General features: G+C 36.6%; 19 protein-coding genes and 1 other RNA gene. 12 read left to right on the forward strand and 8 right to left on the reverse strand.

The features are described 5' to 3' along the window. Positions 1 to 53: 53 nt before the first annotated feature. The gene (locus tag CGC47_RS06305) at positions 54 to 2,882 is read right to left on the reverse strand and encodes a TonB-dependent receptor (RefSeq protein WP_095900129.1); all 2,829 of its coding nucleotides are present in this window, start codon (positions 2,880 to 2,882) and stop codon (positions 54 to 56) included. 278 nt (positions 2,883 to 3,160) lie between these two features. On the opposite strand from CGC47_RS06305, the gene CGC47_RS06310 reads away from it, so the two are divergent. Then, complete coding sequence (locus tag CGC47_RS06310; protein WP_013998439.1) at positions 3,161 to 4,654, forward strand: YfcC family protein; 1,494 nt, start codon at positions 3,161 to 3,163, stop codon at positions 4,652 to 4,654. 411 nt (positions 4,655 to 5,065) lie between these two features. Here CGC47_RS06310 and ssrA read toward each other — a convergent pair. The 5 genes from ssrA to CGC47_RS06335 form a co-directional block, all read right to left on the reverse strand. Next, positions 5,066 to 5,468, reverse strand: a transfer-messenger RNA (tmRNA) gene (ssrA, locus tag CGC47_RS06315). Between the two features lie 81 nt (positions 5,469 to 5,549). Beyond that, positions 5,550 to 5,672 carry a hypothetical protein gene (locus CGC47_RS10945; RefSeq protein ID WP_256593345.1) on the reverse strand — a complete coding sequence of 41 codons (123 nt, stop codon included), beginning with the start codon at positions 5,670 to 5,672 and terminating at the stop codon, positions 5,550 to 5,552. 4 nt (positions 5,673 to 5,676) lie between these two features. After that, positions 5,677 to 5,907 (reverse strand): hypothetical protein, encoded by a 231-nt coding sequence (locus CGC47_RS06320; protein ID WP_095900130.1) that lies wholly within the window; start codon positions 5,905 to 5,907, stop codon positions 5,677 to 5,679. Positions 5,908 to 6,282: 375 nt separating this feature from the next. Further along, positions 6,283 to 10,005 (reverse strand): AAA family ATPase, encoded by a 3,723-nt coding sequence (locus CGC47_RS06330; protein WP_095900132.1) that lies wholly within the window; start codon positions 10,003 to 10,005, stop codon positions 6,283 to 6,285. Beyond that, positions 10,002 to 11,243 carry an exonuclease SbcCD subunit D C-terminal domain-containing protein gene (locus CGC47_RS06335; protein WP_042002328.1) on the reverse strand — a complete coding sequence of 414 codons (1,242 nt, stop codon included), beginning with the start codon at positions 11,241 to 11,243 and terminating at the stop codon, positions 10,002 to 10,004. Before CGC47_RS06335 ends, CGC47_RS06330 begins: the two co-directional genes overlap by 4 nt. A 116-nt stretch (positions 11,244 to 11,359) precedes the next feature. Between CGC47_RS06335 and ybeY the strand changes: the two genes are divergently transcribed. The 6 genes from ybeY to CGC47_RS06365 all read left to right on the forward strand — a co-directional run bounded on the left by ybeY (position 11,360) and on the right by CGC47_RS06365 (position 18,507). Next, positions 11,360 to 11,770 carry an rRNA maturation RNase YbeY gene (ybeY, locus tag CGC47_RS06340; protein WP_042002330.1) on the forward strand — a complete coding sequence of 137 codons (411 nt, stop codon included), beginning with the start codon at positions 11,360 to 11,362 and terminating at the stop codon, positions 11,768 to 11,770. 12 nt (positions 11,771 to 11,782) lie between these two features. After that, the gene (locus tag CGC47_RS06345; protein WP_042002333.1) at positions 11,783 to 12,559 is read left to right on the forward strand and encodes a hypothetical protein; all 777 of its coding nucleotides are present in this window, start codon (positions 11,783 to 11,785) and stop codon (positions 12,557 to 12,559) included. Positions 12,560 to 12,595: 36 nt separating this feature from the next. Next, a complete protein-coding gene (locus CGC47_RS06350; RefSeq protein ID WP_042002335.1) occupies positions 12,596 to 13,246 on the forward strand; it encodes a GDSL-type esterase/lipase family protein in 651 nt (216 codons plus the stop codon). A 91-nt stretch (positions 13,247 to 13,337) separates the two neighbouring features. Continuing rightward, the gene (gene rlmN / locus CGC47_RS06355; protein ID WP_042002337.1) at positions 13,338 to 14,384 is read left to right on the forward strand and encodes a 23S rRNA (adenine(2503)-C(2))-methyltransferase RlmN; all 1,047 of its coding nucleotides are present in this window, start codon (positions 13,338 to 13,340) and stop codon (positions 14,382 to 14,384) included. Positions 14,385 to 14,508: 124 nt separating this feature from the next. Then, positions 14,509 to 15,885 carry a histidine--tRNA ligase gene (gene hisS / locus CGC47_RS06360; RefSeq protein WP_095900133.1) on the forward strand — a complete coding sequence of 459 codons (1,377 nt, stop codon included), beginning with the start codon at positions 14,509 to 14,511 and terminating at the stop codon, positions 15,883 to 15,885. Positions 15,886 to 16,014: 129 nt separating this feature from the next. Then, entirely contained in the window at positions 16,015 to 18,507 is a 2,493-nt protein-coding gene (locus CGC47_RS06365; RefSeq protein WP_042002339.1) for a zinc-dependent metalloprotease, read from the forward strand. A 119-nt stretch (positions 18,508 to 18,626) separates the two neighbouring features. On the opposite strand, the gene CGC47_RS06370 is transcribed toward CGC47_RS06365, so the two are convergent. Further along, positions 18,627 to 19,442 carry a 2,3,4,5-tetrahydropyridine-2,6-dicarboxylate N-succinyltransferase gene (locus CGC47_RS06370; protein ID WP_013998351.1) on the reverse strand — a complete coding sequence of 272 codons (816 nt, stop codon included), beginning with the start codon at positions 19,440 to 19,442 and terminating at the stop codon, positions 18,627 to 18,629. A 112-nt stretch (positions 19,443 to 19,554) separates the two neighbouring features. On the opposite strand from CGC47_RS06370, the gene rseP reads away from it, so the two are divergent. Then, positions 19,555 to 20,883: an RIP metalloprotease RseP gene (rseP, locus tag CGC47_RS06375; protein WP_095900134.1), complete on the forward strand. Its 1,329-nt coding sequence runs from the start codon at positions 19,555 to 19,557 to the stop codon at positions 20,881 to 20,883. Between the two features lie 204 nt (positions 20,884 to 21,087). On the opposite strand, the gene CGC47_RS06380 is transcribed toward rseP, so the two are convergent. After that, positions 21,088 to 21,711 (reverse strand): hypothetical protein, encoded by a 624-nt coding sequence (locus CGC47_RS06380; RefSeq protein WP_095900135.1) that lies wholly within the window; start codon positions 21,709 to 21,711, stop codon positions 21,088 to 21,090. Positions 21,712 to 21,850: 139 nt separating this feature from the next. Here CGC47_RS06380 and CGC47_RS06385 point away from each other — a divergent pair, with 139 nt between their 5' ends. The 4 genes from CGC47_RS06385 to CGC47_RS06405 all read left to right on the forward strand — a co-directional run bounded on the left by CGC47_RS06385 (position 21,851) and on the right by CGC47_RS06405 (position 25,604). Beyond that, positions 21,851 to 22,282: a hypothetical protein gene (locus CGC47_RS06385; protein ID WP_042002343.1), complete on the forward strand. Its 432-nt coding sequence runs from the start codon at positions 21,851 to 21,853 to the stop codon at positions 22,280 to 22,282. Between the two features lie 12 nt (positions 22,283 to 22,294). Then, positions 22,295 to 23,521 (forward strand): hypothetical protein, encoded by a 1,227-nt coding sequence (locus CGC47_RS06390; protein ID WP_042002345.1) that lies wholly within the window; start codon positions 22,295 to 22,297, stop codon positions 23,519 to 23,521. 323 nt (positions 23,522 to 23,844) lie between these two features. Continuing rightward, positions 23,845 to 24,669 carry an RHS repeat protein gene (locus tag CGC47_RS06400; RefSeq protein WP_095900136.1) on the forward strand — a complete coding sequence of 275 codons (825 nt, stop codon included), beginning with the start codon at positions 23,845 to 23,847 and terminating at the stop codon, positions 24,667 to 24,669. Positions 24,670 to 24,824: 155 nt separating this feature from the next. Further along, positions 24,825 to 25,604: a hypothetical protein gene (locus CGC47_RS06405; RefSeq protein ID WP_232779649.1), complete on the forward strand. Its 780-nt coding sequence runs from the start codon at positions 24,825 to 24,827 to the stop codon at positions 25,602 to 25,604. The last annotated feature ends 46 nt before the right edge of the window (positions 25,605 to 25,650 follow it).

Raw genomic sequence — 25,650 nt, forward strand, 5'->3', positions numbered from 1 at the left:
GAACTTGTATTGATAATATTTTCTGTAAAAAATTGATTTTTTATAACAAAAGATTAAAAATCTAATTTTATACCGATTTTATACTTGGGGCGGTAGTATTCCACTTGCATAGTTCTTGCCGAAATACCTTGATAGTACCGCAAAGGTTGATTGGTTAAATTGTTAGCTTCCAGAAATATACTCATATTTTTAGTCGCCTTGTATGAAGCGTTAAAATCTAAAAAAGTTTGTTGGTCATAATAACGATCTTCAAAGGGATTGCCCCCTAATTCATCTAAGTAATCAGATGTATGGTTGATTGAAATTCGTGCCAAGAGCCCTTTGTTTTCCCACGAAAGTGAAGCGTTAAGCATATGAGGTGCCGTTCCAGGAAGTCCTAAACCATCACGTTTTTCCCCTTGATTATTGGTAATTCCTTGAGCTTTGGATTGGGTATAAGTATAATTCAGATAAGCCCCGAAACCTTTGAAGAATTTGCCAGGGAGAAAATCCAACTGACGCTGTGCAGCTAACTCAAATCCGTAAACGGCTACATTTTCTCCGTTTCGTTGTTGTTTGAATGACCAATGGTCTGCTCCCACATCAATAGGATTAGCTACATTAGGAAATTCTCGAGCAAATTGTTCGTGGGAGTACGTATTATTGGCAATATAGGTATAAATAAAATTATTAAGGTGCTTATAGAAGATGCCTCCAGAAAGAATTCCTACTGATTTGAAGTATTTCTCTGCCATCACATCAAAATTGTACGAATAGGTAGCCTTGAGCTTCGGATTTCCTGCAAAAATTTTGTTATCTGCCGAGAAAACACTCACATAAGGGGCTAAAGCGTAATAATCAGGACGAGCCAATGCCGTGCTAAAAGCAACACGCCATATAAAATCTTTCTTAAGGTCATACTTAAAGGCAACGCTTGGCAAGAAGTTAACATAATCATTTTTGTTGCTGATTTTTCCCGCCAAAGTGGTTTCGTTTAAAACGTGATTTCCGGTGTAATTGATGTCTGTTTTTTCAACCCTTACCCCTGCTATCATTGAAAATCGGTTGGAGAAATCTTGGTCCCATCGCAAGTAAGTCGCATAAATATTTTCCTTAGCATTATAGTTTAGGTTTAAGTACTCGGCGGGGACATCCTTTGTACTGAATAGGGCTGGATTTTCTAAATCTAATGTACTTAGGTAATCAATTTGAGCAAAAGTACCTGCCACATATTGTTCACCTACTTGCCAATTTTTACCGTCTAAAAAAGTGGTTTTTACATCATTCAAAGTTTTCACAACACCTGCAATTTCTTTATGTTCATAGAAAATGTTGTCGCGTAATTTTTCTTTGAGTTTGAATCGCACCCCGGTTCTAATACGCCCTTTTTGGTTTTCTATTACCGAAAAAGGAAAGCGTAAATTAAGTTTGAAACCTATTTCTTCCTCTTGGGTATAGTTATGGTTTGAGGTCAGTTTACGAAGGGCGTATTTCTCGGGGCTATTTTTACCATTTACAGTATATAGAGGTTTATTTTCGCTACCATTGAAGGTGAGTTTTTGTTTTCGATTATGAAATTCGATGTAGCGCTCATCGGGGCGATCTTCACTGGCTAAAGCATAGTTTACGCCCCACTGCAAATCTACCGAACTCCCTAACAAATGGTCCCCAGATAAGGCGTAATTTTGTACACGCTGATCTTCCAATCGTGCCTGTTTATTACGATGATTATCAGCACCCGCTTTGGTTTGGTTACGAATATCACCTGTAAATCCAGTGAACGTTGCTCCTGAAAAAGTAGGAGTCACACCTCTTACGCGCGAACGAAAACGAGTCTCTCTATCATCACGCCAATTATATATTCCTTTGATTGACAAACTGTTGTTTTCATTGATTTTATAATCAAATGTGGTGGAAAAGCTACGTCTGATGCGTTGCACATCATATTTTCTGATGTCCATTTGTTCCACATATTCCAACATATTGCCATTTTTCTCCCATTTTTTCCAAATAGCCTCAACGTTGTCCGACCCAAAATGATTATCATTATACGATGCACTTAAAATCACTCCAAGTTTATCATCAAAAAATCGATTTCCATACACCAAGCCCAGCGTAGTGTTTGCTCCGTGTCGGATGGGTGCATATCCTCCTGCCAAAGTAGCTGAAATGCGTTCTTTGTTAGGCGTAGCACGAGTAACCAGATTTACTGACCCTCCTATAGCATCGGCATCCATATCTGATGTAAGTGTTTTATTCACTTCTATGGAGGCAATCATATCGGAAGGAATTAGGTCCATTTGCACGTTACGATTATCGCCTTCTGCCGAAGGAATACGATCACCATCAAGAGCAACGGAGTTTAGGTTAGGTGCCAGTCCGCGGATGATAATATTTCGGGCTTCGCCTTGATCGTTTTGCATAGTTATCCCTGCCACACGTTTTAGGGCATCTCCTATGTTGGAATCTGGAAAACGCCCCACTTGGTCTGCCGAGATGATGTTACTGATATTTTGTCGATTTTTTTGTTGGTTGAGGGCTTTGGCTTGTCCTTTTAGAAAATCACCCACAATCACTACTTCTTGTAAATGAATATCTTCTGCTTTTAGCGCAAAATTTATCACTGTATTTTCTCCTTTTTTAACCGTTACCTTTTGGATATATGACTGATAACCCATATAATCCACCGAAATTTGATAAATACCTTCTGGAACGTGCAAGAATTGGAACAACCCATTAGTATCAGAAATGGTATATCTATTTTGAAAATCAAGCATAATGGTAGCACCAGGTAGTGAAAAGGCATCACGTGCATCGGTAATTTTTCCAGAAATCACTCCATTTTGCTGCGCAATAGCGAAAAATGAACTTAGCCATAAGGTCAGTAAAAACAATTTTTTCATACGTTTTAGAATTAGTCTTCTTGAATCTTTCAATCGGAAGCAAAAATATAGGCTTTGAGCAGAATGTATGTTTCCAAAACTTTAAGGAAATTTTATAATTAGTTACACAAATGTGGCTTTATGTTAAGAGAATGTAAATTTGAAAAGGTTTTCAGATTTTCGCTCATCATAGAATAATTAAACAAAGTGGGGATTTTATAAAATTTCAAATAAGAATGTTATCATTTCAAAAACTTCAAAAAAATAACTACTTTCGCGGCAATAAATTCGGCTTTTGTATGAAACGATTTTTAAAATTTCCGACGCCCTACACGGTGTTGATGATTGTTATTGTTATTGCGGCAGGATTGACTTTTTTGTTGCCTTCGGGTAAGTACGATACGCTTTCTTACGATAGTGTGCAAAATGTGTTTGTGATAAACTCGAAGGGAGAAACGCAAACCTTACCAGCTACACAACAAACCCTCGCCGAAAAGAATATTTCTATCAGCATTGAAAAATTCAAAGAGGGAAAAATTAAAAAACCAGTTTCTATTCCAAATACATATAAGCAAGATGAAGCCAAACCGCAAGGTTTTTTAGAAATTCTCTATGCTCCGATTAAGGGAATTTACGATACGATTGATATTATTTTATTCGTATTGGTTTTGGGTGGCTTTATCGGAATTTTTAATAGCTCAGGAACGCTGAATGAAGGGGTTGGCTATCTGGCTTACAGGCTGAAAGGCAGGGAAGGAATCCTTATTATTTTAGTTTTTACGCTCATCGCTTTAGGGGGTACTTTTTTCGGTTTGGCAGAAGAAACACTCGCCTTTTATCCGATGCTTATTCCTGTGTTTTTGGCAGCAGGATACGATTTGATGGTCCCCCTGGCTGTGATTTATCTGGGGTCGTGTGTGGGGACGATGGCTTCGACAGTAAATCCGTTTTCGGTTATTATCGCCTCTGACGCAGTAGGAGTTGATTGGACAACAGGATTGGTAACACGCCTTGTAATGCTTGTACTTTCAACTGTAATTAGCTTGGTATACATTATTCGCTATGCAGAAAAGGTAAAACGCAACCCACAAGCATCAGTGGCGTATGGTGCATCGCTTCCTGAATCGTTACATAATGAAAAAGCAGTTCCTGTGGAGCAACTTAAGCTATCAAGTAAACTTTTGCTCGTTGTTTTTGGGTTGTCTTTTCTGGTGATGATTCTTGGTGTTTCGCAATGGGGTTGGTGGTTTGAGGAAATGACGGCTTTATTTTTAGTTGCTTCCGTAATTATTGCTATTTTGCAGCGTACGGGCGAAGAACAATCCATTGCTCATTTTTTGACAGGTGCGAAAGATTTACTGGGTGTGGCTTTTATCATCGGTATTGCCCGAGGAGTTACTTTCATTCTTAATGACGGACAAATCTCAGATACGATTCTTTATTACTCGTCGAACTTAGTAAGCGGAATGTCTCCTGCGTTGTTTTTGCCCGTGTTGATGTTTATTTTCGTGATACTCACCTTGTTTATTGCTTCTTCATCAGGAATGGCAGTAGTAACAATGCCTATTATGGGCGGATTAGCATCAGTGGTGGGAGTAGAGGGGCAAAGTGTGGTAAATGCCTATTTATTTGGAATGGGATTGATGAGTTTTATTACTCCAACGGGACTAATTTTGCCTTCACTTGCAATGGTAAACCTCAACTATAAACAATGGTTGCGGTTTGTGTCGCCTTTGATGCTTATTTTAGTGGTTTTAGCCATTGGTGTTTTATTGGTAGAGTATTATTTGTAATCATATTGAAATTTTGCCTTTTATTGATATGATTACTATCACGACTCAAAAACAAAGGCATAAATTACTTTACATTTTTTACTTTTTATTTTATCCTTGTATTTTGTTACTTGAAAATTCACCAATTTTGAGGGTCTTTATTAAAAATAATACAATACCAAAAAACAATAAAAGTAAAAAGTAAATAAACAAAAGTAATTACTATAAACGGATAAGACAACACTATCCAAGTCTCAATGTCAATAAAGTACAGCAGTGAAAACCAAAACACGGTAAACAGTAATAACCAATATCGCTTTTTCATAGGGGTCAGAATTATACCACGAAGACACAAAAAATAGGGTGCATAAAAACAAAAAAAGTGTACAACATTTCGTACACTTTTTATACTTTATTGATTTTGAATAAAGTTTGTGGAGTCGGAGAGAATCGAACTCTCGTCCAAATAAGCAATTCAAAGGCTTTCTACATACTTAGTTTTTGTTTGATTTTCGTCGGGTTGCTGACCAAAAACTGTCCACAACACGCTTAGTTTCCTGAAATCCGAATCTTCAGCGGAAACCATCATCCGATTCAATGTTGACTTTTGTGGTGCCTCTGTACGAACCGCCGTCAACAAGGGCTTTTCAGAGACATCTCGCTTCCCTACCTTGTAGAGACTTAGCCAGAAATCCTACTAAACTTCAGATTAGGCAGCAAGAGCGTAGTTATTCTCGCCATTTAAAAAGTTTGAAATAGAGATTAACGAGCATTAATTTCATAGCTCGGTATGCTTACATTTCAATTCGACTTACTGTCAAAACCGATCGACCCCATTCAAGGTTCCTTGTATAAACTTGGGGCAAAAGTAGTTATTTTTTTTCAAAAAATTATTAGTGAGGGAATAAAAACTTACTTACTCGGCGGCGAAAGACTCTCCGTCGATACAACCAAAGATTTGAGAAGTTACCATTAACAGCGTTTTTAAAGAAGCTTGATTGCATTGCAATTTAGCGGTGTTGGTGATTGTTTGAAACATAGGGTTATCTATTAAAGTATGGAGTATTCAATTTTTTTAATTTTTCTTTTTCAAAATAGCTTACTATTGTATCGTTCAATTTTCCTTCTTTTATTTGTTCATTATAGAACAAGGTATTATTACTTAAAGACAACTTATTATGCTTTTTTAATAATTTAAAAAAATCAACAAAGCTAATATTTCTATAATCTTTACTATTTGAAAAAACAACTCCTAAAATTCTACTATCGTGCATATTTGCATATTTAATAGTAAAAAAAATAGAGTCCTAAACTTTATAAATATTTTTCTCATCTCCATTTTTTTATTGTAATGGACTTCTATAAAACTATCAATTCCTTTTGTGTAAATATATAGGCTGTCTTCTTTTACAAAGTTTTTGTTTATCAGTGGAAGTCCGTTCTTTTTTCTATAATTATCCATAAAAACTATTCTTTCTATCAGTTTTAGTTTTTGAACCTCTTCCTTTTGTATTTGATTTCTTTTGTATTGAGAATAATAAAGACATACCCAACCTACTATTGTTAATAGAATAATTATTTTCAACAATTTATTTTTCATAAATATCATTCTTTAGTTCTCCAATTATGGGAATGTAGCTAAGCTAAAATCACCAATCATTTTTGATTTGTATGCTACTTTTACCATTGCCTTGCTTTTTAACTTCTATTTTTACAGCAATACGTTCAGTCATTTCTTGTACGTGAGAAATCACTCCTACTTTTTTACCCTGATGTTGTAAACTTTCAAGGGCATCCATAGCTATGGCAAGTGTTTTTGCATCTAAGGTACCGAAGCCTTCATCAATAAACAAGGTTTCGATATTCATTTTGGTAGAAGAAAGCGAGGAAAGTGCCAAGGCAAGCCCCAAAGACACCAAAAACGACTCCCCTCCCGAAAGCGAATATACCGAACGTACCTCATACCCCATTTCCTTATCTATCACCTGCAAACTGAGCGTATCGGAGATGCGCTCCAGCTGGTATCGTTGGTTAATACTACTCAAATGTACATTGGCATAACGCAGTAAAGTGTCCAGTGTAAATTCTTGTGCATACCTTTGAAAAACTTTACCACTGCTGCTGCCAATAAGGCTGTTTATGACTTCCCATTGGGATAAAACTTGCTGTTTTTCCTCTCTTTGTCGCAATAAATCCTGATGTTTCTCTACTTCCTTTTGGTGCACAGCCCATTGATTGTGTAGCTTTCCGATGTCTTGCCTAACCTTAGCCTCACTCTCCTTGTTTTCAGCAAGTAACCTTTCACAATCTGATTGAGATTGTTCAGGAATATTTTGATTTTGATGCCGTTTCAGACTATCACTACGATCTTTAAGTAAGGTTTGTGCCATCAGACACCCTTCTTCCAGTTGTTTTAATTGCAAACGCTCTTGATGTATCCAAAGATTATCCAAAGAAATCCAATAATGAAACTTTTGAGTGTTTAAATCCGCTTTGAAATCTGGGTTTTCTATCATCCAATGCTCAATTCTCCCTTGTAAAGTTTCTCGCTCTTGCTTTAATTGGGCGAGAAACTGCTCTTGGGTTTGTTTTTTTGCCGAAATCTCTTGAAAATCAAGTGCATTTTTCTGATAATTCGTCAGATGCAACTCTATTTGTTTTTGAACTATTTTCAACTTATCATTGATTTGTCGCTCTACTTGGTCAGCATTTTTCCCTTCTAAAAGATTTTGACGCTCCAATTCCATTCCTGACAACAATTGTAACTCCCTATCATACAGCGTTTTTAAATCTTCCAACTGTTTAGCTTGGTCGAGCTGTTGCTGTGAAAGATGTAAAATATTCTGATTGACCGAAAGTTGCGATTGCTCTGCCAAACGTAAATTTTCTTGGCTTTGTTGCCAATCGTTAACCGCTTTTGTTAGGCGATTTGCAAACTGTTCAGGGGTACTTTTCCATAGTAAAAACCACGATGGATTATCAAGTAGCTGGTTTACCGATTGTTCTTTTTCGGTAAGCACATTTTGTGCAGATTCAAGCAATCGTTGGGCTGAATCAAACCGATGAACAAGTTTTTGAGAAGCATTCTCTAAATCGTTTAATTTCCGATTTGAGCTTTCGAGCTGATTTAAGGCTTGATTAAAGCGAGTTTCTAAGGTGGTTTCTCTGGCTTTTAATCCTTGATAATCTGCAATTTTATCAACTATAACTGCTACATTATTTTGGTAGTCGGACAAAACCACTTTGATATTTTTTTCTAAAGTTTCAAGGTTATGCTCTTTTGCAATAAAATCATTTTCTAAAAATGATATCTTTTTTCTTTCTTGATGTTGTATAACGATGCTTTCTTCTTCCTTTTGGGTCAAATTCTGAATTTCGGCTTCTGTTATTTTTTTATTGGAAAGCAAATCGTGTGCTTGATTTTGCAAACGAAAATGATTTTCTTGTGCCTCTTCAAATTGTCTTTCCAATTCTTGTAGCGCCCTATTCTCATATCTTTGCTCCTGATACGGATGATGAGTAGCACCACAAACTGGGCAAGGGGCATCTGGAATCAGTCCACGACGGAGATTTTCAACATTTTCTGAGCTTTCCAATTGTAACTTCTGCAACAATTTTTCTAAAACGCTTACTTCTTGTTGGGCAAGGCTAACATCTGCTTGATTTTGGGTTAATTGCTGCTCAATTTGAATAAGTTGTTCCTTTTTTTGTTGTTTTTTCTGTTGAGTGCGCTGTACGTTTTGCCGCTCCTCTTGTAATTTTTGTATCGAATTTAAAATGTTTTTTTGTTGTTCAATTTTCTGAATAATTTCATTTTGCTCCGATATGAGTTTTTCAATATCAAACCCCTTAATGGCTTTTTTAAACTCGTCGTATGCTTGTTTTGCCAAGATGTGTTGCTGTACCAAGTTTTCATTTTTGGTTTTCTCCTCATTTACAAAAATTTCCACCTGATGTATCTGCCCTTTTAAATCTTCCACTTCTTTTCGGAACTTTTCCTTTTCAGAAATAGCTCTTTCAGCTTCTTTACAACTTACCCCAATAAGCGAATAATTTTCTGCAAATTTTTCAAAATAAGCATTTTGACTTTGCCACAACTTATTTTGATTGATACGCTCTTTAATTTGGGCTAACGTTTGCTTTTCTACCTCTATTTTACCGATAAGCGCCTGATTATTTTGTTCAAAAGCTTGGATTTGTTGCATTTTGTCGGAAAGTATTTCCTTTTTTTGCTGAAGTTGAATGTCTAACACTCGAGCTTGTTGAATTTGAGGCAACCACTTTTCGTGCAATTGCAGAAGGGTTTGCTGATGTTGTTTTTCCTTATCAAGAGCGTTTTGTATCACAAAGGCTTGTTGTTGAAGCTCGGTTATTTTTTGCGAAAAACCCTCAATGTCAAGCTCTACCGTAAAAATTTGTTTTTGAATATTTTCTTTTTGAAGCCAAATCGGTTTCAGAGGCTGTATTTTCTCTACCTTATCCAGTGTTTCAAACCGATGTTGTTGTTGATTTTTAGCCTCTTGTGCAATTTGTAAATTCGACGAAGCTTGACGGATTTGTTCAGTAAGTTGCTGGTTTTTCAAATGCCAATCTAGCTGTACTTGCAATTGTTTCTGAGCCGTAATAAGTTGGTTTTCTTGCTCTTTTAACTGATTTAATGCCAAATGTAACGTTTGTTGTTCTTTATCAGTAAGTAACTCAATGGATGAGAGTTGTGCATCAAAAAAAGTGATTTCTGTTTGTAAATCTTTATGCTTTTGAAAAATTTGAGCCGAAATTTTGGAATAAATTTCGGTACCTGTAAGCTTTTCCAAAATATCTGCTCGTTCGCTTTCCGTAGCTTTAAGAAAGTTAGCAAATTCGCCTTGTGCTAAAATGACTGACTTGGTAAATTGCTCAAAAGAAAGCCCTAACAAACGCTGTATTTCTTTAAGGACAAGCGTTTTATTTCTTTCTGGAAAAAGCGTTTTGTCTGAAAGATTTTCTAAAGTGATTATCTCATCTTGTATTCTGCCATAACCACGAGCCCTGCGTATCTTCCATTCACTGGCATAAATTTTATCGTCAATTGCTTTAAAAACCACCTTTGCAAAAGCGGCTTCTGCTCCTTTACGCAAAAGCGTTTTCACATCGCGAACGGAAAGATTATTCTCGCCATCACCAATGTTTATGTAACTTTTGATGGGTGAAAGACGAGGGGTATTGTTATATAAAGCCAAACAAATGGCATCTAAAATCGTAGATTTCCCCGAGCCTGTAGCTCCCGTTATAGCAAATAATCCTTCCGATTTTAAAGGTTCGCTTTCAAAATCAATATGAAAAGGCCCCTCAATTGAAGCGATATTATACAAACTTACCGATAATATTTTCATAGACTATCTTGCTGGTTTTCAATTTCGTTATAAATTTCATTAAAAAGAACCTCGTATTTTTGGGGTAGCGCCTCTCCCTTTTGCTTTTCAAAAATTCTCCTGAAAACATCAATAGGTTTTAAGTCAAAAAGAGCAATTTCGGACTGATAGTCCTCCATTTCAGTCTTTATCCCCTTCATTTTTAAATCAATACGTACCAATCGAACATTTTTGTGGGCAACGGCTTTTTGAAGGATATTTTTTAAGTCAGGCAAGGGGGTGTCAAGCACTATTTTCACCTCCAAAAAGGGTTTTTCCTGCTGAGTATCCGTGGGAGGCAATAGCTCAAGGGCTGAAAGTACTTGAGCCAAATTGCCGTGATTTTCAGGAAGACTTAAAAGTGGTTGTTTTACAGGGATTGGAACAGATTTTATATCCGTTAGCTTCCCCGCTTCCATTTGAAAAATAACCACCTGATGCTCATAGTTTCTTTCTGAAAACGAAAGCGGAATGGGACTACCGCTATATCGGATATGATTCTGACCTCCTACTTTTTGCCCCTTGTGAATATGCCCCAAAGCAACATATTGCAATTCAGCAGGAAACTCTCGGGCACTCATACACTCAATCCCTCCGATGATGGCGCGTTCCGCAGTATCATTATCAGCAATATCGGCACCCACCACGTGCAGATGCCCCAAAGCAATCAATCCTTGATTTTCAGAACAATAATGAAGTGCTTTTTGAGTAATTTCACGATAAAAAGTAGTTACTCCTGTGGCATAATCAGGTAAAGTTTCATCTTCATTTCGTGGATATTCCCCAAAACGCAAATAAGGCACCGCAAGACAAAAAACCTCCACCTTTTTATCTTTACCGCACAAAGGAATGATTAACGACTGATAATCAATAGAATTATCATAGCGTTTTACTTGACCTATCAGATGAATATTTGTGTTTTCCAGAAGCGGACGAGGCATTTCAAGTCGCGCTGGTGAATCGTGATTTCCTGCAATAAAAATCGCTTGTAAATGCGGAAAACGATGCGTAAGCTGATGCAAAAAACCATAAAACAAGGTTACCGACTGTATTTGCGGATTCGCCGTATCAAAAACATCACCACTAACTAAAAGCACATCAACATTTTCTTTTTCAATGGTTTGCAAAATCCAGTCTAAAAAGAAACGATGCTCGTTGTGGCGGTCGTGTTCGTAAAAAGTTTGCCCTAAATGCCAATCGGCAGTGTGTAAAAACTTCATTAGATAAAATTAAGGTTGAAAGGTAATAAAAAATTAAAAAACACGGCTAAAAACCTTTCAAAACATCTGAATAAGTAAATAAAAAGGTGTAACTTTGCTCAAAAGCATAGCTAATAATGATAACATTTAATTACGAAATTGAATTTGAGCTTCCTGAGCAAGAAACTGTTTTTCAAGCGTGGATTGAAAAGATTATCGCTTCCGAACAAAAGGAATTGGGCGAATTAAATTACATCTTTTGTGATGATAATTATTTGCACCAAATCAACGTGCAATATCTTGACCACGACACACTTACCGATATTATTACTTTTGATTATACGCAAGAGCAAACCATTTCGGGGGATATTTTTATTTCGGTGGAACGTGTTGCCGATAACGCCCAAGATTTCAATGTTGATTTCCAAACAGAACTATTACGAGTGATGGCTCACGGCGTGCTACATTTATGCGGTTACAAAGACAAATCCGATGCTGAAAGTAAACAAATGCGAAGCAAAGAAGAGGAAAAAATGAGATTGTTTTAAAACTAAATAATAATGAGAAAATTGTTGTTTTTTGCTTTTTTATTCACATTATCAAGTGTATATGCTTGTAGTTGCGAATATCCGCCTTTTATGGAAAGATATATAAAAGCTGATTTTGTAGCACGAGTGAAAATCGTGAAAAATCATTTGCCTCAATCTGAATATTATAAGTCAGAAATTGAAACACTTGAGCTTTTTAAAGGAAAACCATTGACAGAAATTTACGTTTGGGGCGTTAGAACATCGTGTGAGATGTATATTTCTGAAAGCACAGAGGCTATCATCTTTGCCTATGAAGATAAAAATGGTAAATATACTATTGATGCTTGTTGTGAAATCATCAATTTATCGGAAAAATTTACAGATTTTGATACTAATAACACAGAATTTCAGTCTTATATAAATCGAGTAGAAAACTCCAAGAATAGAAAAATAGAAGTTTTACGTTTCTTAAAATCCAAAAAAATTGATTTTACAAGCAAAATAGAGTATTCTGAAATTGGACTACACGAAGCATTAAAAAAATTTGATGGAGTAAAATTCAAAAAAAGATTTGCTATTTTTGAAATTGCTTTTACTCACGATGTTAAAATAAAATCAATAAAGAAAATCAGTGGCTTCGGACGAAAAATTGATAAAGAAATCATACACATTTTGAAAAATCTTCAATGGAGTTCTTACGATAAAGGTATAAAAAATAAGATTCCTGAAGGAAGTAAAACTCTAATTGGGTTGTACCATATTGAGGACGATTTTGAACGTTCCAACTTCATAACATATTTTTTGTAAATAAACTGAATAACAAATCTATCAAACTAAATAACAATGAAAAAAATAACCATATTATTAGCTGTAATGCTTTCATTTACTGCTTTTTCACAAGAGCAAAAGCATTCACATTTTTATTACCAACGTGCCGATTTTTTCAACAAATTTCCTATCACATCGAAAGATATTGTCTTCTTGGGTAATAGCATCACTAACGGATGCGAATGGGCGGAACTTTTCGGGAAGAAAAACATAAAAAACAGGGGAATTAGTGGCGATATTTCACAAGGAGTTTATGAAAGATTGGATAATATCGTGAACGGAAAACCCAAAAAAATATTTCTGCTGATTGGTGTCAATGATATTGCCCGAAAAATTCCAACAGCAACTACTTCACAAAACATTGAAAAAATTGTGATGAAAATCCAGCAAGTTTCTCCAAAAACGAAAATATATTTGCAAAGCGTTTTGCCTGTAAATGCTGATTTTAAGATGTTTGAAAACCATCAGCAGCCTGAAAAAATACGTGAACTTAATGCCGAAATTCAGCGAATTTGTCAGAAATACAAAGTTACTTATGTGGATTTATATTCACACTTTATCCTACCGAATACTGAAAAACTAAATCCTGAATACACCAACGATGGGCTTCATCTAATGGCGGAAGGATATTTGCTGTGGAAGAAAATCATTATGCCTTATTTGTAACCTTTACATAAAGTAAAATCGAAAAATCGCCCCAAAACTAAGTTTTTTCACAAAAGGCAATACCAATCCATAAATTTCATACTTTTGCCCTATGTTACAACAGAAAAAAGATATACGGGCTTTAAGTAAGGAAGAGTTACGTGATTTTTTTGAAAACGCTGGAGATAAGGCTTTTCGAGGTAATCAGGTATATGAATGGCTTTGGACAAAAGGGGTACACACCTTTGAGCAAATGACCAATTTGCCCAAAAGTACGCGTGAAATGCTTACTGCAAACTTCGTGATCAATCACATAAAAGTAGATGTAATGCAACGCAGTACAGACGGAACTATCAAAAATGCAGTTCGTTTGCACGATGGGCTTTTGGTGGAATCAGTACTTATTCCCACCCCAACGCGAACTACGGCTTGTGTTTCCAGTCAAGTGGGCTGTAGTTTGGATTGTAAATTCTGTGCCACGGCACGTCTTAAGCGTATGCGCAATTTGCAACCCGATGAGATTTACGACCAAGTGAAAGTTATTGATACACAAAGCCGTACTTACTTTGGCAGACCCCTCTCCAACATCGTTTTTATGGGAATGGGTGAACCGCTAATGAATTACAATAATGTACTGAAAGCCATTGAAAAAATAACTTCCGACGAGGGACTTGCCCTATCGCCCAAACGCATCACGGTTTCCACCTCTGGAATACCTAAAATGATTCGTAAAATGGCTGACGATGCCGTGAAATTCAAATTAGCGGTTTCTTTGCATTCTGCTATCGACGAGGTTCGCACCTCTATTATGCCTTTTAATGAAAATTTTCCGCTTACGGAACTTCGTAAAGCTTTGGAATATTGGTACTCCAAAACCAAAAGCCGAATCACGTATGAATATGTAGTTTGGAAAGGTATTAACGACAAGCGTAAAGATATTGAGGCGCTTATTAAATTTTGCCGATTTGCGCCTTCCAAAGTGAATTTGATTGAATACAATCCCATAGATGAAGGCGATTTTTTAAGTGCAGATTCAGAAGCTATTACACTATACCAGGAGTTACTTGAACAGGCAGGTATTACCGTTACGGTGCGCCGCTCCAGAGGAAAAGATATTGATGCCGCCTGTGGACAATTAGCAAACAAAGGAAAGGTTTAATCTATTGATATCTAATATATTACTATCTAAGAAAATGAAATTTACATAGGATATACTTTTTGATTTCTAAAATGATGTATCTTTGCCAAACGCAGTAATTTACTCCTAATAAAAAGATTTTTTAATGGCAGTACAAAAACCCAGTTTGCCTAAAGGAACGAGGGATTTTTCCCCAGCAGAATTGGCAAAACGCAATTATATTACAGATAAAATACGAACCGAATTTATCAAATTTGGATTTCAACCTATTGAAACTCCGAGTTTTGAGAATTATGAAACCCTAATGGGGAAATACGGAGAAGAAGGTGACCGACTGATTTTCAAAATACTGAATTCTGGAAATTTTGCCGAGAAGGTAAATTCAACCGATTGGGAAACAAAAAACGTAAGTAAACTCACTCCACAAATCTGTGAAAAAGCGTTGCGTTATGACCTTACTGTGCCTTTTGCTCGGTATGTGGTTCAGCATCAGAATGATATTACATTTCCGTTCAAACGTTTTCAAATTCAGCCTGTTTGGCGAGCCGATCGTCCGCAAAAAGGACGTTTTCGTGAGTTTTACCAATGCGATGCCGATGTGGTGGGAAGCAATAGCCTTTGGCAAGAAGTAGAATTTGTACAATTGTATGATGCGGTTTTTACTTCATTGAATTTGAAAGGAGTAACCATAAAAATCAACAACCGAAAAATATTGAGTGGTTTTGCGGAGGTTATTGGCGAAAGCGAAAAGCTGATTGATTTTACAGTGGCTTTGGATAAATTGGACAAAATTGGGCAAGAAGGCGTTATCAATGAAATGCTTTCCAAAGGGATTTCCAATCAAGCAATTGAAAAAATAAGTCCAATTTTTGGTCTTCGAGGTACTTTTTCTGAAAAAATAAATCTTCTGAAAGAAATTTTAAAAGACTCTGAAACAGGCAAAAAAGGCATTGAAGAGTTGGAATTCATCGAAAAAGCCATAACACATTTGTCGCTACAAACTGCTATTTTGGATTTGGACGTAACCCTTGCTCGAGGGCTTAATTACTATACAGGAGCTATTTTTGAAGTAGCTGCCCCTGAGGGAGTTGCAATGGGTTCGATAGGTGGGGGCGGACGGTATGATGACCTCACCAGTATTTTCGGACTTAAAGGCATCAGCGGTGTGGGAATTTCCTTTGGGTTAGACCGAATTTGTTTGGTTATGGAGGAATTAAACCTGTTTCCGCAAGAAATTGGAGATACTTTGGACGTTTTGTTTATCAATTTTGGAGAAAAAGAAGCCTTACAAAGTCTAAAACTGATTCAAAAATTGCGTTCTTTTGGTAAAAAAGTGGAATTGTATCCTGAATCGGCAAAAATGAAAAAACAAATGGCATATGCCGACAAACGAAATATTCCTTTTGTGGTTTTGATTGGTGAATCGGAATGCGAAAAGGAAAGTTTCATTCTAAAAAATATGAAAACTGGAGAGCAAAAAGAATATTTCATAACACAAGTGGAAAAAGGAATTTTCCAATAAAAAAGGTTGCTTAAAATCAAAGCAACCTTTCCGTGGACTATTATTCAAAAAGCATTTCATTATAGAGACGTATAAAAATCAGTTTTGTTACAAGAAAATGTAAAATTTTATCATCTTAAATTATTTTTTATGAAATTGAAGTTTTCAATACCTTTTTTGATGCTTGGTTTGCTTTTAGGTGCTCCTAAGGCAAATGCACAGCTTTTCAAAAGCAAGAAGAAAAAAGCCCAAATCGAGGCTGAGGCAAAGAAAAAAGCCGAAGCCGCCAAACCTAAGGGATTTGATGCTGTTATCCCAAAAACGGCAAAAACTACACAAGGATTGTTTACCATTCATAAGGTGAACGACAAGTATTTTTATCAGATTCCCGATTCGCTTTTAGGGAAAGAAATGCTGATGGTTACTCGTATTTCCAAAACGGCAACAGGCATCGGTTTTGGAGGAGAAGAGGCTAACAATCAAGTAATTCGATGGGAAAAGAAAGATAAAAAAATATTAGTGAGAATGGTTTCACATAGCATCATTGCCAATGATAGTTTGCCTATTTATGAGGCAGTTATCAACTCGAACGTCGAACCTATTTTAGCCAGTTTCGATATTAAAACACGAGGAAAAGACAGCATTTCATCTGTGATTGAAGTCAATGAGCTTTTTGAAAGAGATACCAAACCTTTCGGACTATCAGAGCATTACCGAAAACAATACAAAATTGGCGGAATAGACACTAAGCGAAGTTTTATTGAACGAATAAAAACATTCCCAAAAAATATTGAAGTGCGTAGTATAAAAACGTACAACGCTTCTGAGCCACCTGCTTATACCAGTCGCATTGCGGGAATTATCACTGTGGAAATCAACAATTCAATGATTTTACTTCCTGAAAATCCTATGAAACGCAGGTATTTCGATGAGCGTGTAGGTTGGTTTACAACCAGTCAAACCGATTACGGACTTCCTGTACAAAGAACAAAATCAGTAACTTATCTTGATAGATGGCGATTAGAAGTAAAAGAAGAAGACATCGAAAAATTCAAACGTGGCGAACTTGTTGAGCCTAAAAAACCTATCGTTTATTACATCGACCGAGCTACACCCAAAGAGTGGGCTCCGTACATAAAACAAGGTATCGAAGATTGGCAAAAAGCCTTTGAAGCTGCGGGATTCAAAAATGCCATCATCGCGAAAGACCCGCCAACAAAAGAAGAAGACCCTGATTGGGACCCTGACGATATGCGATACTCGGTGGTGCGTTACTTAGCATCTCCCATACCAAATGCTAATGGCCCACACATTAGCGACCCACGCACAGGTGAAATTCTAAATGCCAATATCAATTGGTATCACAATGTTATGACCTTGCTTCGCAATTGGTTTTTTGTACAAACGGCAGCCATCAATCCTGATGCTCAAAAGCCGGAATTTAAAACCGAAATTATGGGACGTTTGATTCGATTTGTGTCTTCACACGAAGTGGGTCACACTCTCGGATTGCCTCATAATATGGGAAGTAGCCACGCTTATCCTGTAGATTCATTACGTTCGGCTTCTTTCACCAAAAAACACGGAACTGCTCCTTCCATTATGGATTATGCCCGATTTAACTACATCGCTCAACCTGAGGATAAAGGTGTGGCTTTGATGCCTGAAATCGGGATTTATGACAAATATGCCATCGCTTGGGGATATCGCCCTATTTTGGATAAATCTGCAGAAGAAGAGAAAGAAACACTGAATCAGTGGATTTTAAAACACGCGGGTGACCCTCTCTATCGCTTTGGACATCAACAAGCAGGACACATTGTTGACCCAAGTTCACAATCGGAAGATTTAGGAAACGATGCGATGAAAGCAAGTGCCTACGGAATTACTAACCTTAAACGTATCGTGCCAAATTTGATAAAATGGACAACCAAAGAAGGAGAAACGTATGAGGATTTAAAAAGCCTTTACGGTCAGGTTTTAGGGCAATATCGTCTTTATATCGGACACGTTTCGGCTAACGTTGGAGGTGTTTACGAACATTACAAAACCGCTGACCAATCGGGCGAAGTGTATGTTTATGTTCCAAAAGACATTCAAAAAAGAGCCGTTCAATTCCTTAATAAAGAGGTATTTAAAACACCATCTTGGCTCATTGATAATGCCATCATCAAACGTATTGAATATGCAGGAACATTGGAACGTATTAAAAATACACAAGCTATTGGTTTATCACATTTGCTAGACATCGCACGATTGCACAGAGTAATTGAAAATGAAGCTCTTAATGGAGAGAAAGCATACAAAATTACCGAATTGATTAGTGACATCCGAAAAGGCGTATGGACAGAACTTACAACAGGAGCAAAAATTGATGCTTACCGCAGAAACTTACAACGTTCACACGTGGAAATTTTAGGAAAAATATTGCTCGAAACCAAAGCATTGCCTCCTGCTCCACCAAGTCCGTATTTTAAAGGAACGAGTGCTAATGCTCACACCTCGGACATTAAAGCGGCTGTTCGTGCCGAACTTTCACAAATTCGAACAATGGCTCGCTCAGCTTCTTCTGCAGATGCTATGACCCAAAACCACCTGAAAGACATCGTTGCTCGTATTGACAAGCTATTTGATACGAAATAAATTTTGAGAATTAAATTCAAAAAAAGCAGTGTAAACTTCCGTTTACACTGCTTTTCAATTAAAAAGTAATCCAAATAAAAAAACACTTAACAACTATCAACTAAATTATCAAACATTGCCTATACTGACACTCCGTATTCACGTAACGCATCGTTAAGCGAGGTCTTTTTATCGGTTGATTCTTTACGTTTGCCTATAATCAAAGCGCAAGGCACTTGATACTCACCAGCAGGAAAAGACTTGGTGTAACTACCAGGAATAACCACCGAACGAGCAGGTACATACCCTTTGATTTCTACAGGATTTTGTCCAGTAACATCAATAATTTTGGTCGAAGCAGTAAGCACTACGTTTGCTCCCAAAACAGCTTCTTTTTCTACCCGAACTCCCTCTACCACAATACAACGCGAACCGATGAAGGCTCCGTCCTCAATCACTACAGGAGCCGCCTGTAGGGGCTCTAATACCCCGCCGATACCAACACCTCCACTTAGGTGTACATTTTTACCAATTTGTGCGCAACTCCCCACCGTTGCCCAAGTATCCACCATTGTGCCTTCATCAACATAAGCACCAATGTTCACATAACTGGGCATTAAAATAACCCCTTTTGAAATGTAGGCTCCGTATCGGGCTACAGCATTAGGCACTACGCGAATCCCCTTACTCTCAAATCCTTTTTTTAATGGAATTTTATCGTGATATTCAAAAATACCTGCCTCTAAAGTTTCCATCTTCTGAATAGGAAAATAAAGCACTACTGCTTTCTTTACCCATTGGTTTACTTGCCATCCGCTAGCGGTGGGTTGAGCTACCCGAAGTAGCCCTGCATCTAACTGTTCAATTACTGCTCTGATCGCTTCTTGAGTGCTTTCTTCTTGCAAAAGCGCTCTATTTTCCCAAGCGGCTTCTACCTTATTTTGTAAATCTTTCATAGCTTTTTATTATCTATCCCTTTTTTAGAATCATCGCAAATATACGACATTTAACAAACCCGCCGATAAAGAAATAGTTTTATTATATTTGCCCAAATTTTAAAATAGTATAATGGAAACATTCTTCATTAAGGCGGCTCAACTGATTTTGAGCTTATCTATATTGGTAGTACTGCACGAATTGGGGCATTTTATCCCTGCCAAAATTTTCAAAACCCGAGTAGAGAAATTCTTCTTATTTTTTGACGTAAAATTTGCACTATTCAAAAAGAAAATAGGCGAAACCGTTTATGGTATTGGGTGGTTGCCCTTGGGCGGATACGTTAAAATTTCAGGAATGATTGACGAGAGTATGGATAAAGAGCAAATGGCTCAACCGCCTCAGCCTTGGGAGTTTCGCAGCAAACCTGCTTGGCAACGCCTCATTATTATGATTGGCGGAGTTACCGTAAACTTACTTTTAGGTTTTTTTATCTATGCAATGATTTTATTCACTTGGGGCGAACATCAGGTGAAAGAAAACACCATCGAAGGCGGATTTGCCGTTACCAAAACTATGCGTGACTTTGGGGTACAAAATGGCGATATCGTAACCCAAATCAACGGAAAACCTCTAGAGAACTTGCTTGATGTAAATCGGCATATTATGATGCGTAACGTAAGTAGCCTAACAGTAAAGCGCTTGGACGGCAGTACAAAAGAAATTTCCTTACCCGATTCTATCGGCAAGACCCTCTTTTTACGAGGCGAAATGACGCCTTTCAATGCAAAAATCAAACCAATAATTGACAGTGTTTTAGCCGATTCACCCGCATCAAAAGCAGGACTCAAAAAAGGAGACAAAATCATTGATATAAACGGAAGAATCATTCACTACCATTGTGATATTTCTCCCGCTATAGCTACTACTGCCGAAAACGGAAACGTAACTATCAATATAGAGCGCGACGGACAACACCAAGTTTTTAACATCTCATTGGATAAAAAACAAAGAATGGGCTTTGTATTCTCGCAACAAGAAGGGAAGATAAGCACCGTTACCAAAACATACGATTTCCTTTCAGCGCTATCCACTGGAATTTCATACGGATATTGGACCCTCCGCGATTATGTAGCCCAATTCAAATTCGTATTCACCAAAAAAGGAGCTACTGAAGTGGGTGGTTTTGCAGCCATAGGCAATATGTTTCCCCCTGTATGGGATTGGAAAGCGTTTTGGCATACCACTGCTTTAATTTCCATAATGTTAGCTTTTATGAATATTTTACCAATTCCTGCTTTAGATGGCGGACACGTGATATTTCTACTCTATGAAATGGTTACTGGCAGAAAACCCAGTGACAAAGTTTTAGAATACGCCCAAATGGTAGGCTTTTTCATTCTGATTGCATTGCTGCTTTTTGCCAACGGTAACGACCTTTACAAGTGGCTATTTAAATAAATGGAAGACTACTTTTTAAAATTTTAAGTGATAGGAACAAAATTATTCCTATCACTTTTCTATTTTTTGCTCTTATTGGCGGAGGAAAATAATCTGAATTTGAAAATAACAACCTTTGGCGCCGATAGAAAGTTCGTAAATGGGCTGATTATTAGCATTATTTCTTTGTTTCTTTAACTAATGGTAAAAACCAATTGCCAAAGTTTATTTATCATCGTTTATGTAAATTTCATCTATCTGATTTAATTCAATTAAAAGATTATCATACGGATAAGAATAAAAATTCAACCGAATTCTGTCCTTTTCTTTTTTATCTTTGAACTCAATTGTTTCTAAATGTACATAAACATCATTTGATTTGTACAAGTAGTTTTTATGATACATAAAAGTATTCTCATCAGAAATATCCTCTTCTAACCGCTCTTTGTTGGTTAAATCAACCATTTTAAATGATTGGTTTAAACTTTTTATGATTTCCTCGATTTTATTTTCATCGGTTTCGGCTTCTAATTCGAGGAAAATAAATTTATTTGTTCTTTTATTAACCCAAAATTGCATATAGTCGAAAATAATATTTGTACTGCCTATATTAAGTAAGATATTTTCGGGAGTATTAATGTTGTATAAAATTACTTTATCATCTACATTACCAATCACATATTCCACATTTGATAGTAAAACCTCTTTATTCTCGTTAAATGAAAGTCTGTCCAAATAAAATATTTTATTTTTTTCACCTAACCCCTTAGGATTTTCTTTTTGTTGAGATTTGCAACTCATTATCAATAAAAAGCTTAATGTTAATACAAGTATTTTTTTCATTTCCATTATTTTTTATCTTTTTCAATATGAATTTTTCCTAAAATACATTCAACTTTTGTATTTTGTATGTCGCGAATTTATAAAAAATATATAGCTATTTGGTAGGAAATATTATTTTTGCAATTTATCTAAAAATGTATTAAAAATGAAAAAATTATTTTTCTTGGGAATGCTTTTCTTTTCCTTACAAGGGTTTTCACAAACCATTATTTCGCAAACGTATTACGAAGGCACTATCGGAACGGACTTGAAAGTAGGGCTTTACCTCGCCATTAAAGAAACCGGATGTCCAAACACCTATGCCGAAGCCTATTACAAATACGAAAAATCCAACGAACGCATTTTGTTAGAGCCTTTTATGGACCACAAAGAAGAAAGATTTACTTTCGTAGAATTCGGAAATACAGGCATTTTGTTGCTCCATCGCAAAGGCGAAACCTTGGAAGGACTTTGGATAGCCCCTGACGGAAAAAAACAACTCCAAGTAAAGCTCAAAGCCCTACCACAATCTGAAAAAAGTTATGAGCGTATGGAAGACCATTACGAGCGACTCCATTACGAATCACACGACTGTTAAACACCTGAATCTATGAAAAATATATTATTTCTATTGCTATTATTCCTTTGTTCTTGTGATTTTTCTTCAAAGAAAAAACAAGAAAACAAAGAGGGCGTTTCAAACAATGAAATGTATAACAATGAAGCATCTAACAATGATTCAATAACAGAGGTAACGTATATCAAATCATTTTTTAATGAAGACTTACCCCTTGAAATTCATCAAATAAGCGAAAAGGAATTTCATACCGCTCAATCCAAAGCTCCAAAAAGCGATTCAATCCCTAAAATTACAAACTTTGCTGAAGCGGAAAAACTCTTAAAAGACATCATAATATTCCGAAAATATGAGGAACGGATGCTCTTTCCGCAGGAAATCCGTTTTCGTAACGGACTCAAACTCGACACCATTTATGATTTGTTGAACGAAATTGGTTTTGCCGCTTATTTTCCTACCGAAGACATCGTACTTTTCGAGGGAGGGCATAGCTCTGATGTAAGTTTTAATCTCTCCAATGGCAAACAAACTGAGGAGGTCGGCAACCCTGATTTTGTGGTAGCTTCGCCTAATAATAAAGTTCGACTCAATGGCTTCTACGGAGGGCAAGAATGCGTGTTTTATTTTATTCAGCAGTACAAAAATGGTCAGTGGCAAAAAACCATCAACTTAGACCATATTTTTGAAAAAATTACGACAAAAATGCTTTGTAATCTCAGTGCTTTTTGGGCAGATGACACTACCTTGTATCTTGCACATCCCAATTATGATGAGCAGGGGACAATGGAATTTATCCATTATAAAATCATTCTAAAACCTACCGTTTCTGATGTAACGTGGTCTGATTTTCCAACAATTTCTTTTCCTAAAAAGGAACAAGCCAACGCCGATAATTACGATTTGTTACCTGCATTAAGCAGCCGTCAAGCCCGATTATTACTTTCAGGATTGTTCCCTGATGCGGAAAATTTTAAACGCGTTTATAGCGTACCTTTCTCGGACGATTTTACTTCCGTAGTGGTGGCTTTTCAACAGGGAGAACATCAATTTTCAACGATACTTTTTAATTTGGATAAAAACAATCAAATTATTGATTATCTTTTGATTGCTTATGATGAAATTGCCGAAAGTGCCGTATTTACAGAGTCCGTTTTAAACAAAAATTCGATTGTTGTAAGAAAAGAATTTTACGAAAATGTGATAACATTTACCTATGAAATCAGTCCGAAAGGGGAGTTTGTTTTGAAAAAAATAGAATAAAATGATACGCAAAAAACGTATGATCATATGGAAGAGCATTAAAATAACTCAATTATGAAACATATAGCTAATCCTCTTTAAATTGTCGTTCTTTTCAAGAGTGAGTTTATGACCTTGGAGACGAAGCGTTAAAAAAAACAATGAATGGAGCGTGGAAAATATCCATTGTTTGAGCGAAGCGAGTTTGGAGATTTTCAGTGAAATTCATCTGATTTTTAGCGAAGTATCCAAAGTCTTGAATTTTTGGTTCTTTTGTTTCAAGACAAAAGAACAGAAAAAAAGACAAATTATATAGAGTTAGCTATACAATAAAACACCTCACAATGAAAAAAATAATCACACTCGCACTAATTTTCCTAAATGGAATGCTCTTGGCACAGCAATACAGACCGCTCTCCGAACAGAAAAACGGACTGATACTCTCAAAATTAGATTGGCAAAACGACCTACAATCCGAAAACCTCAAAGGAAAAATAAAATCAATCGAAACTTATTTTTATAACGAAGGTTCGCTTTCTCCGCAGGGAAAAGAATTTATGAAGCAGGAAAAACGATTTTTTGAATTGTTTAACTATAACCCACACGGAAACCTCACTGAACACTATCCCCCACACGATTCTATTCCCGTGGTTTGGAAGTATAACCCAAACCATCAGCCGATTGCGGTGAGCAGTCGTTGGGCAAATATTCAATATTTTTATGAAAACGGACTACTTGTGGGAGCTGTTTTAAAGACAGAAAATACCGTTACCGAAAGTAAAATTATTCTTAATGAGAAGGGAAATGTCATAAAACAAACGCTTTCCCGAAAAAAAATATCAGTAGGAGAGCATAATTTGGAATATGATGAAAATGGCTATCTTTCTAAAATTCAGGAAGTAAGTCCGCTCGGAATTTTGGATATTCTTTACACCAACGATTCGCACGGAAGGGTTTTAAAGGAAACGATACTTGAAAACGATGCTGTTGTAAAAACAAAAACGATGCAATACAACCCCAATGGCGATTTGATACAGGAAATAGACGGAGCATATACCAAAACATTTTCGTATGAGTATGATAATCAAGGTAATTGGATGCTTCGATATGAATACATTAACGATAAACGAACGGGCATCACCGAAAGAGTCATTACCTATTATGAATAACGCCTTTTTGGAAACCTTCAACGGAAGCGGTTACATTGTTAAACGGGAGCGTACCTTTTAGTAAATAGGTACGCTCCCGTTAATCAATAGATACGTATCGGTTGAGGTAATCAAGCGGAAGCATTAAAATAATATCAACTTTTTAACATAGAAAAATGATGAACAAAAAACTAAAAATTCAGCATTTACTGAAATTATTTGTCGCTTTGGCGATGTATTCTTGTAGTAACGGACAAACGCCAACTACGTACCACATCGGAAAAATTCCTCAATTGGAACGATTTGAAACGCTGACTAAAAACGAAATCCGTTTGGATTCTTTGAAAGACAAGCACCAAAAAGAAGAACTACAAATGATGCTTGACGGCAAAGCCTTTATAGCGGAAGCACCCCAAGAGTTTGTTCAAAAAATGATTGAAAAACATAAAATTACCGCTCTGCGATACAAAGATAACCGCAGCCGATACTTTATCAAAACTTTGGCAAAAGGCAAGGAATATCCCTTTTTAAGCGCGGAAGAGGAGCCTTTCACCACCGATTGTACGTGCGTGTTGGATAACGATACCATCAAAATACGAATGGGAATTTGGGTTTTCGGAGGTTTTCAGTTTAATATCAATCTGAGTAAGAACGATTTCCAAACCCTTTATTGGGAAGATACGCACGAGCGAAACACTTATAAACAAACTCTTTCCGATACACTAACGGACAATATCACTCTTGAAATGCAACAGCAAAAACTCATTTTGGCAAAAAAGCCTACTTTTACCCTCGGAGAGGAATTGTTGGGGCATCTTACCTTCAAAACGAATGAATTTTATCAACAGACAGAAGAAATTGATGCGGAAAATAGCCAAGATATGCTAAAAGTAGCTAAGGCGGGAGAGCTTTATTTCCGTTGCCAAGTACGGCAAAAAACGGAGGACGACAAATAATGGTATTGTTGGGGCTTATCGGAATCAGTTACAAACAAATGATGAT

Source organism: Capnocytophaga canimorsus (assembly GCF_002302565.1).
Classification (GTDB): domain Bacteria; phylum Bacteroidota; class Bacteroidia; order Flavobacteriales; family Flavobacteriaceae; genus Capnocytophaga; species Capnocytophaga canimorsus.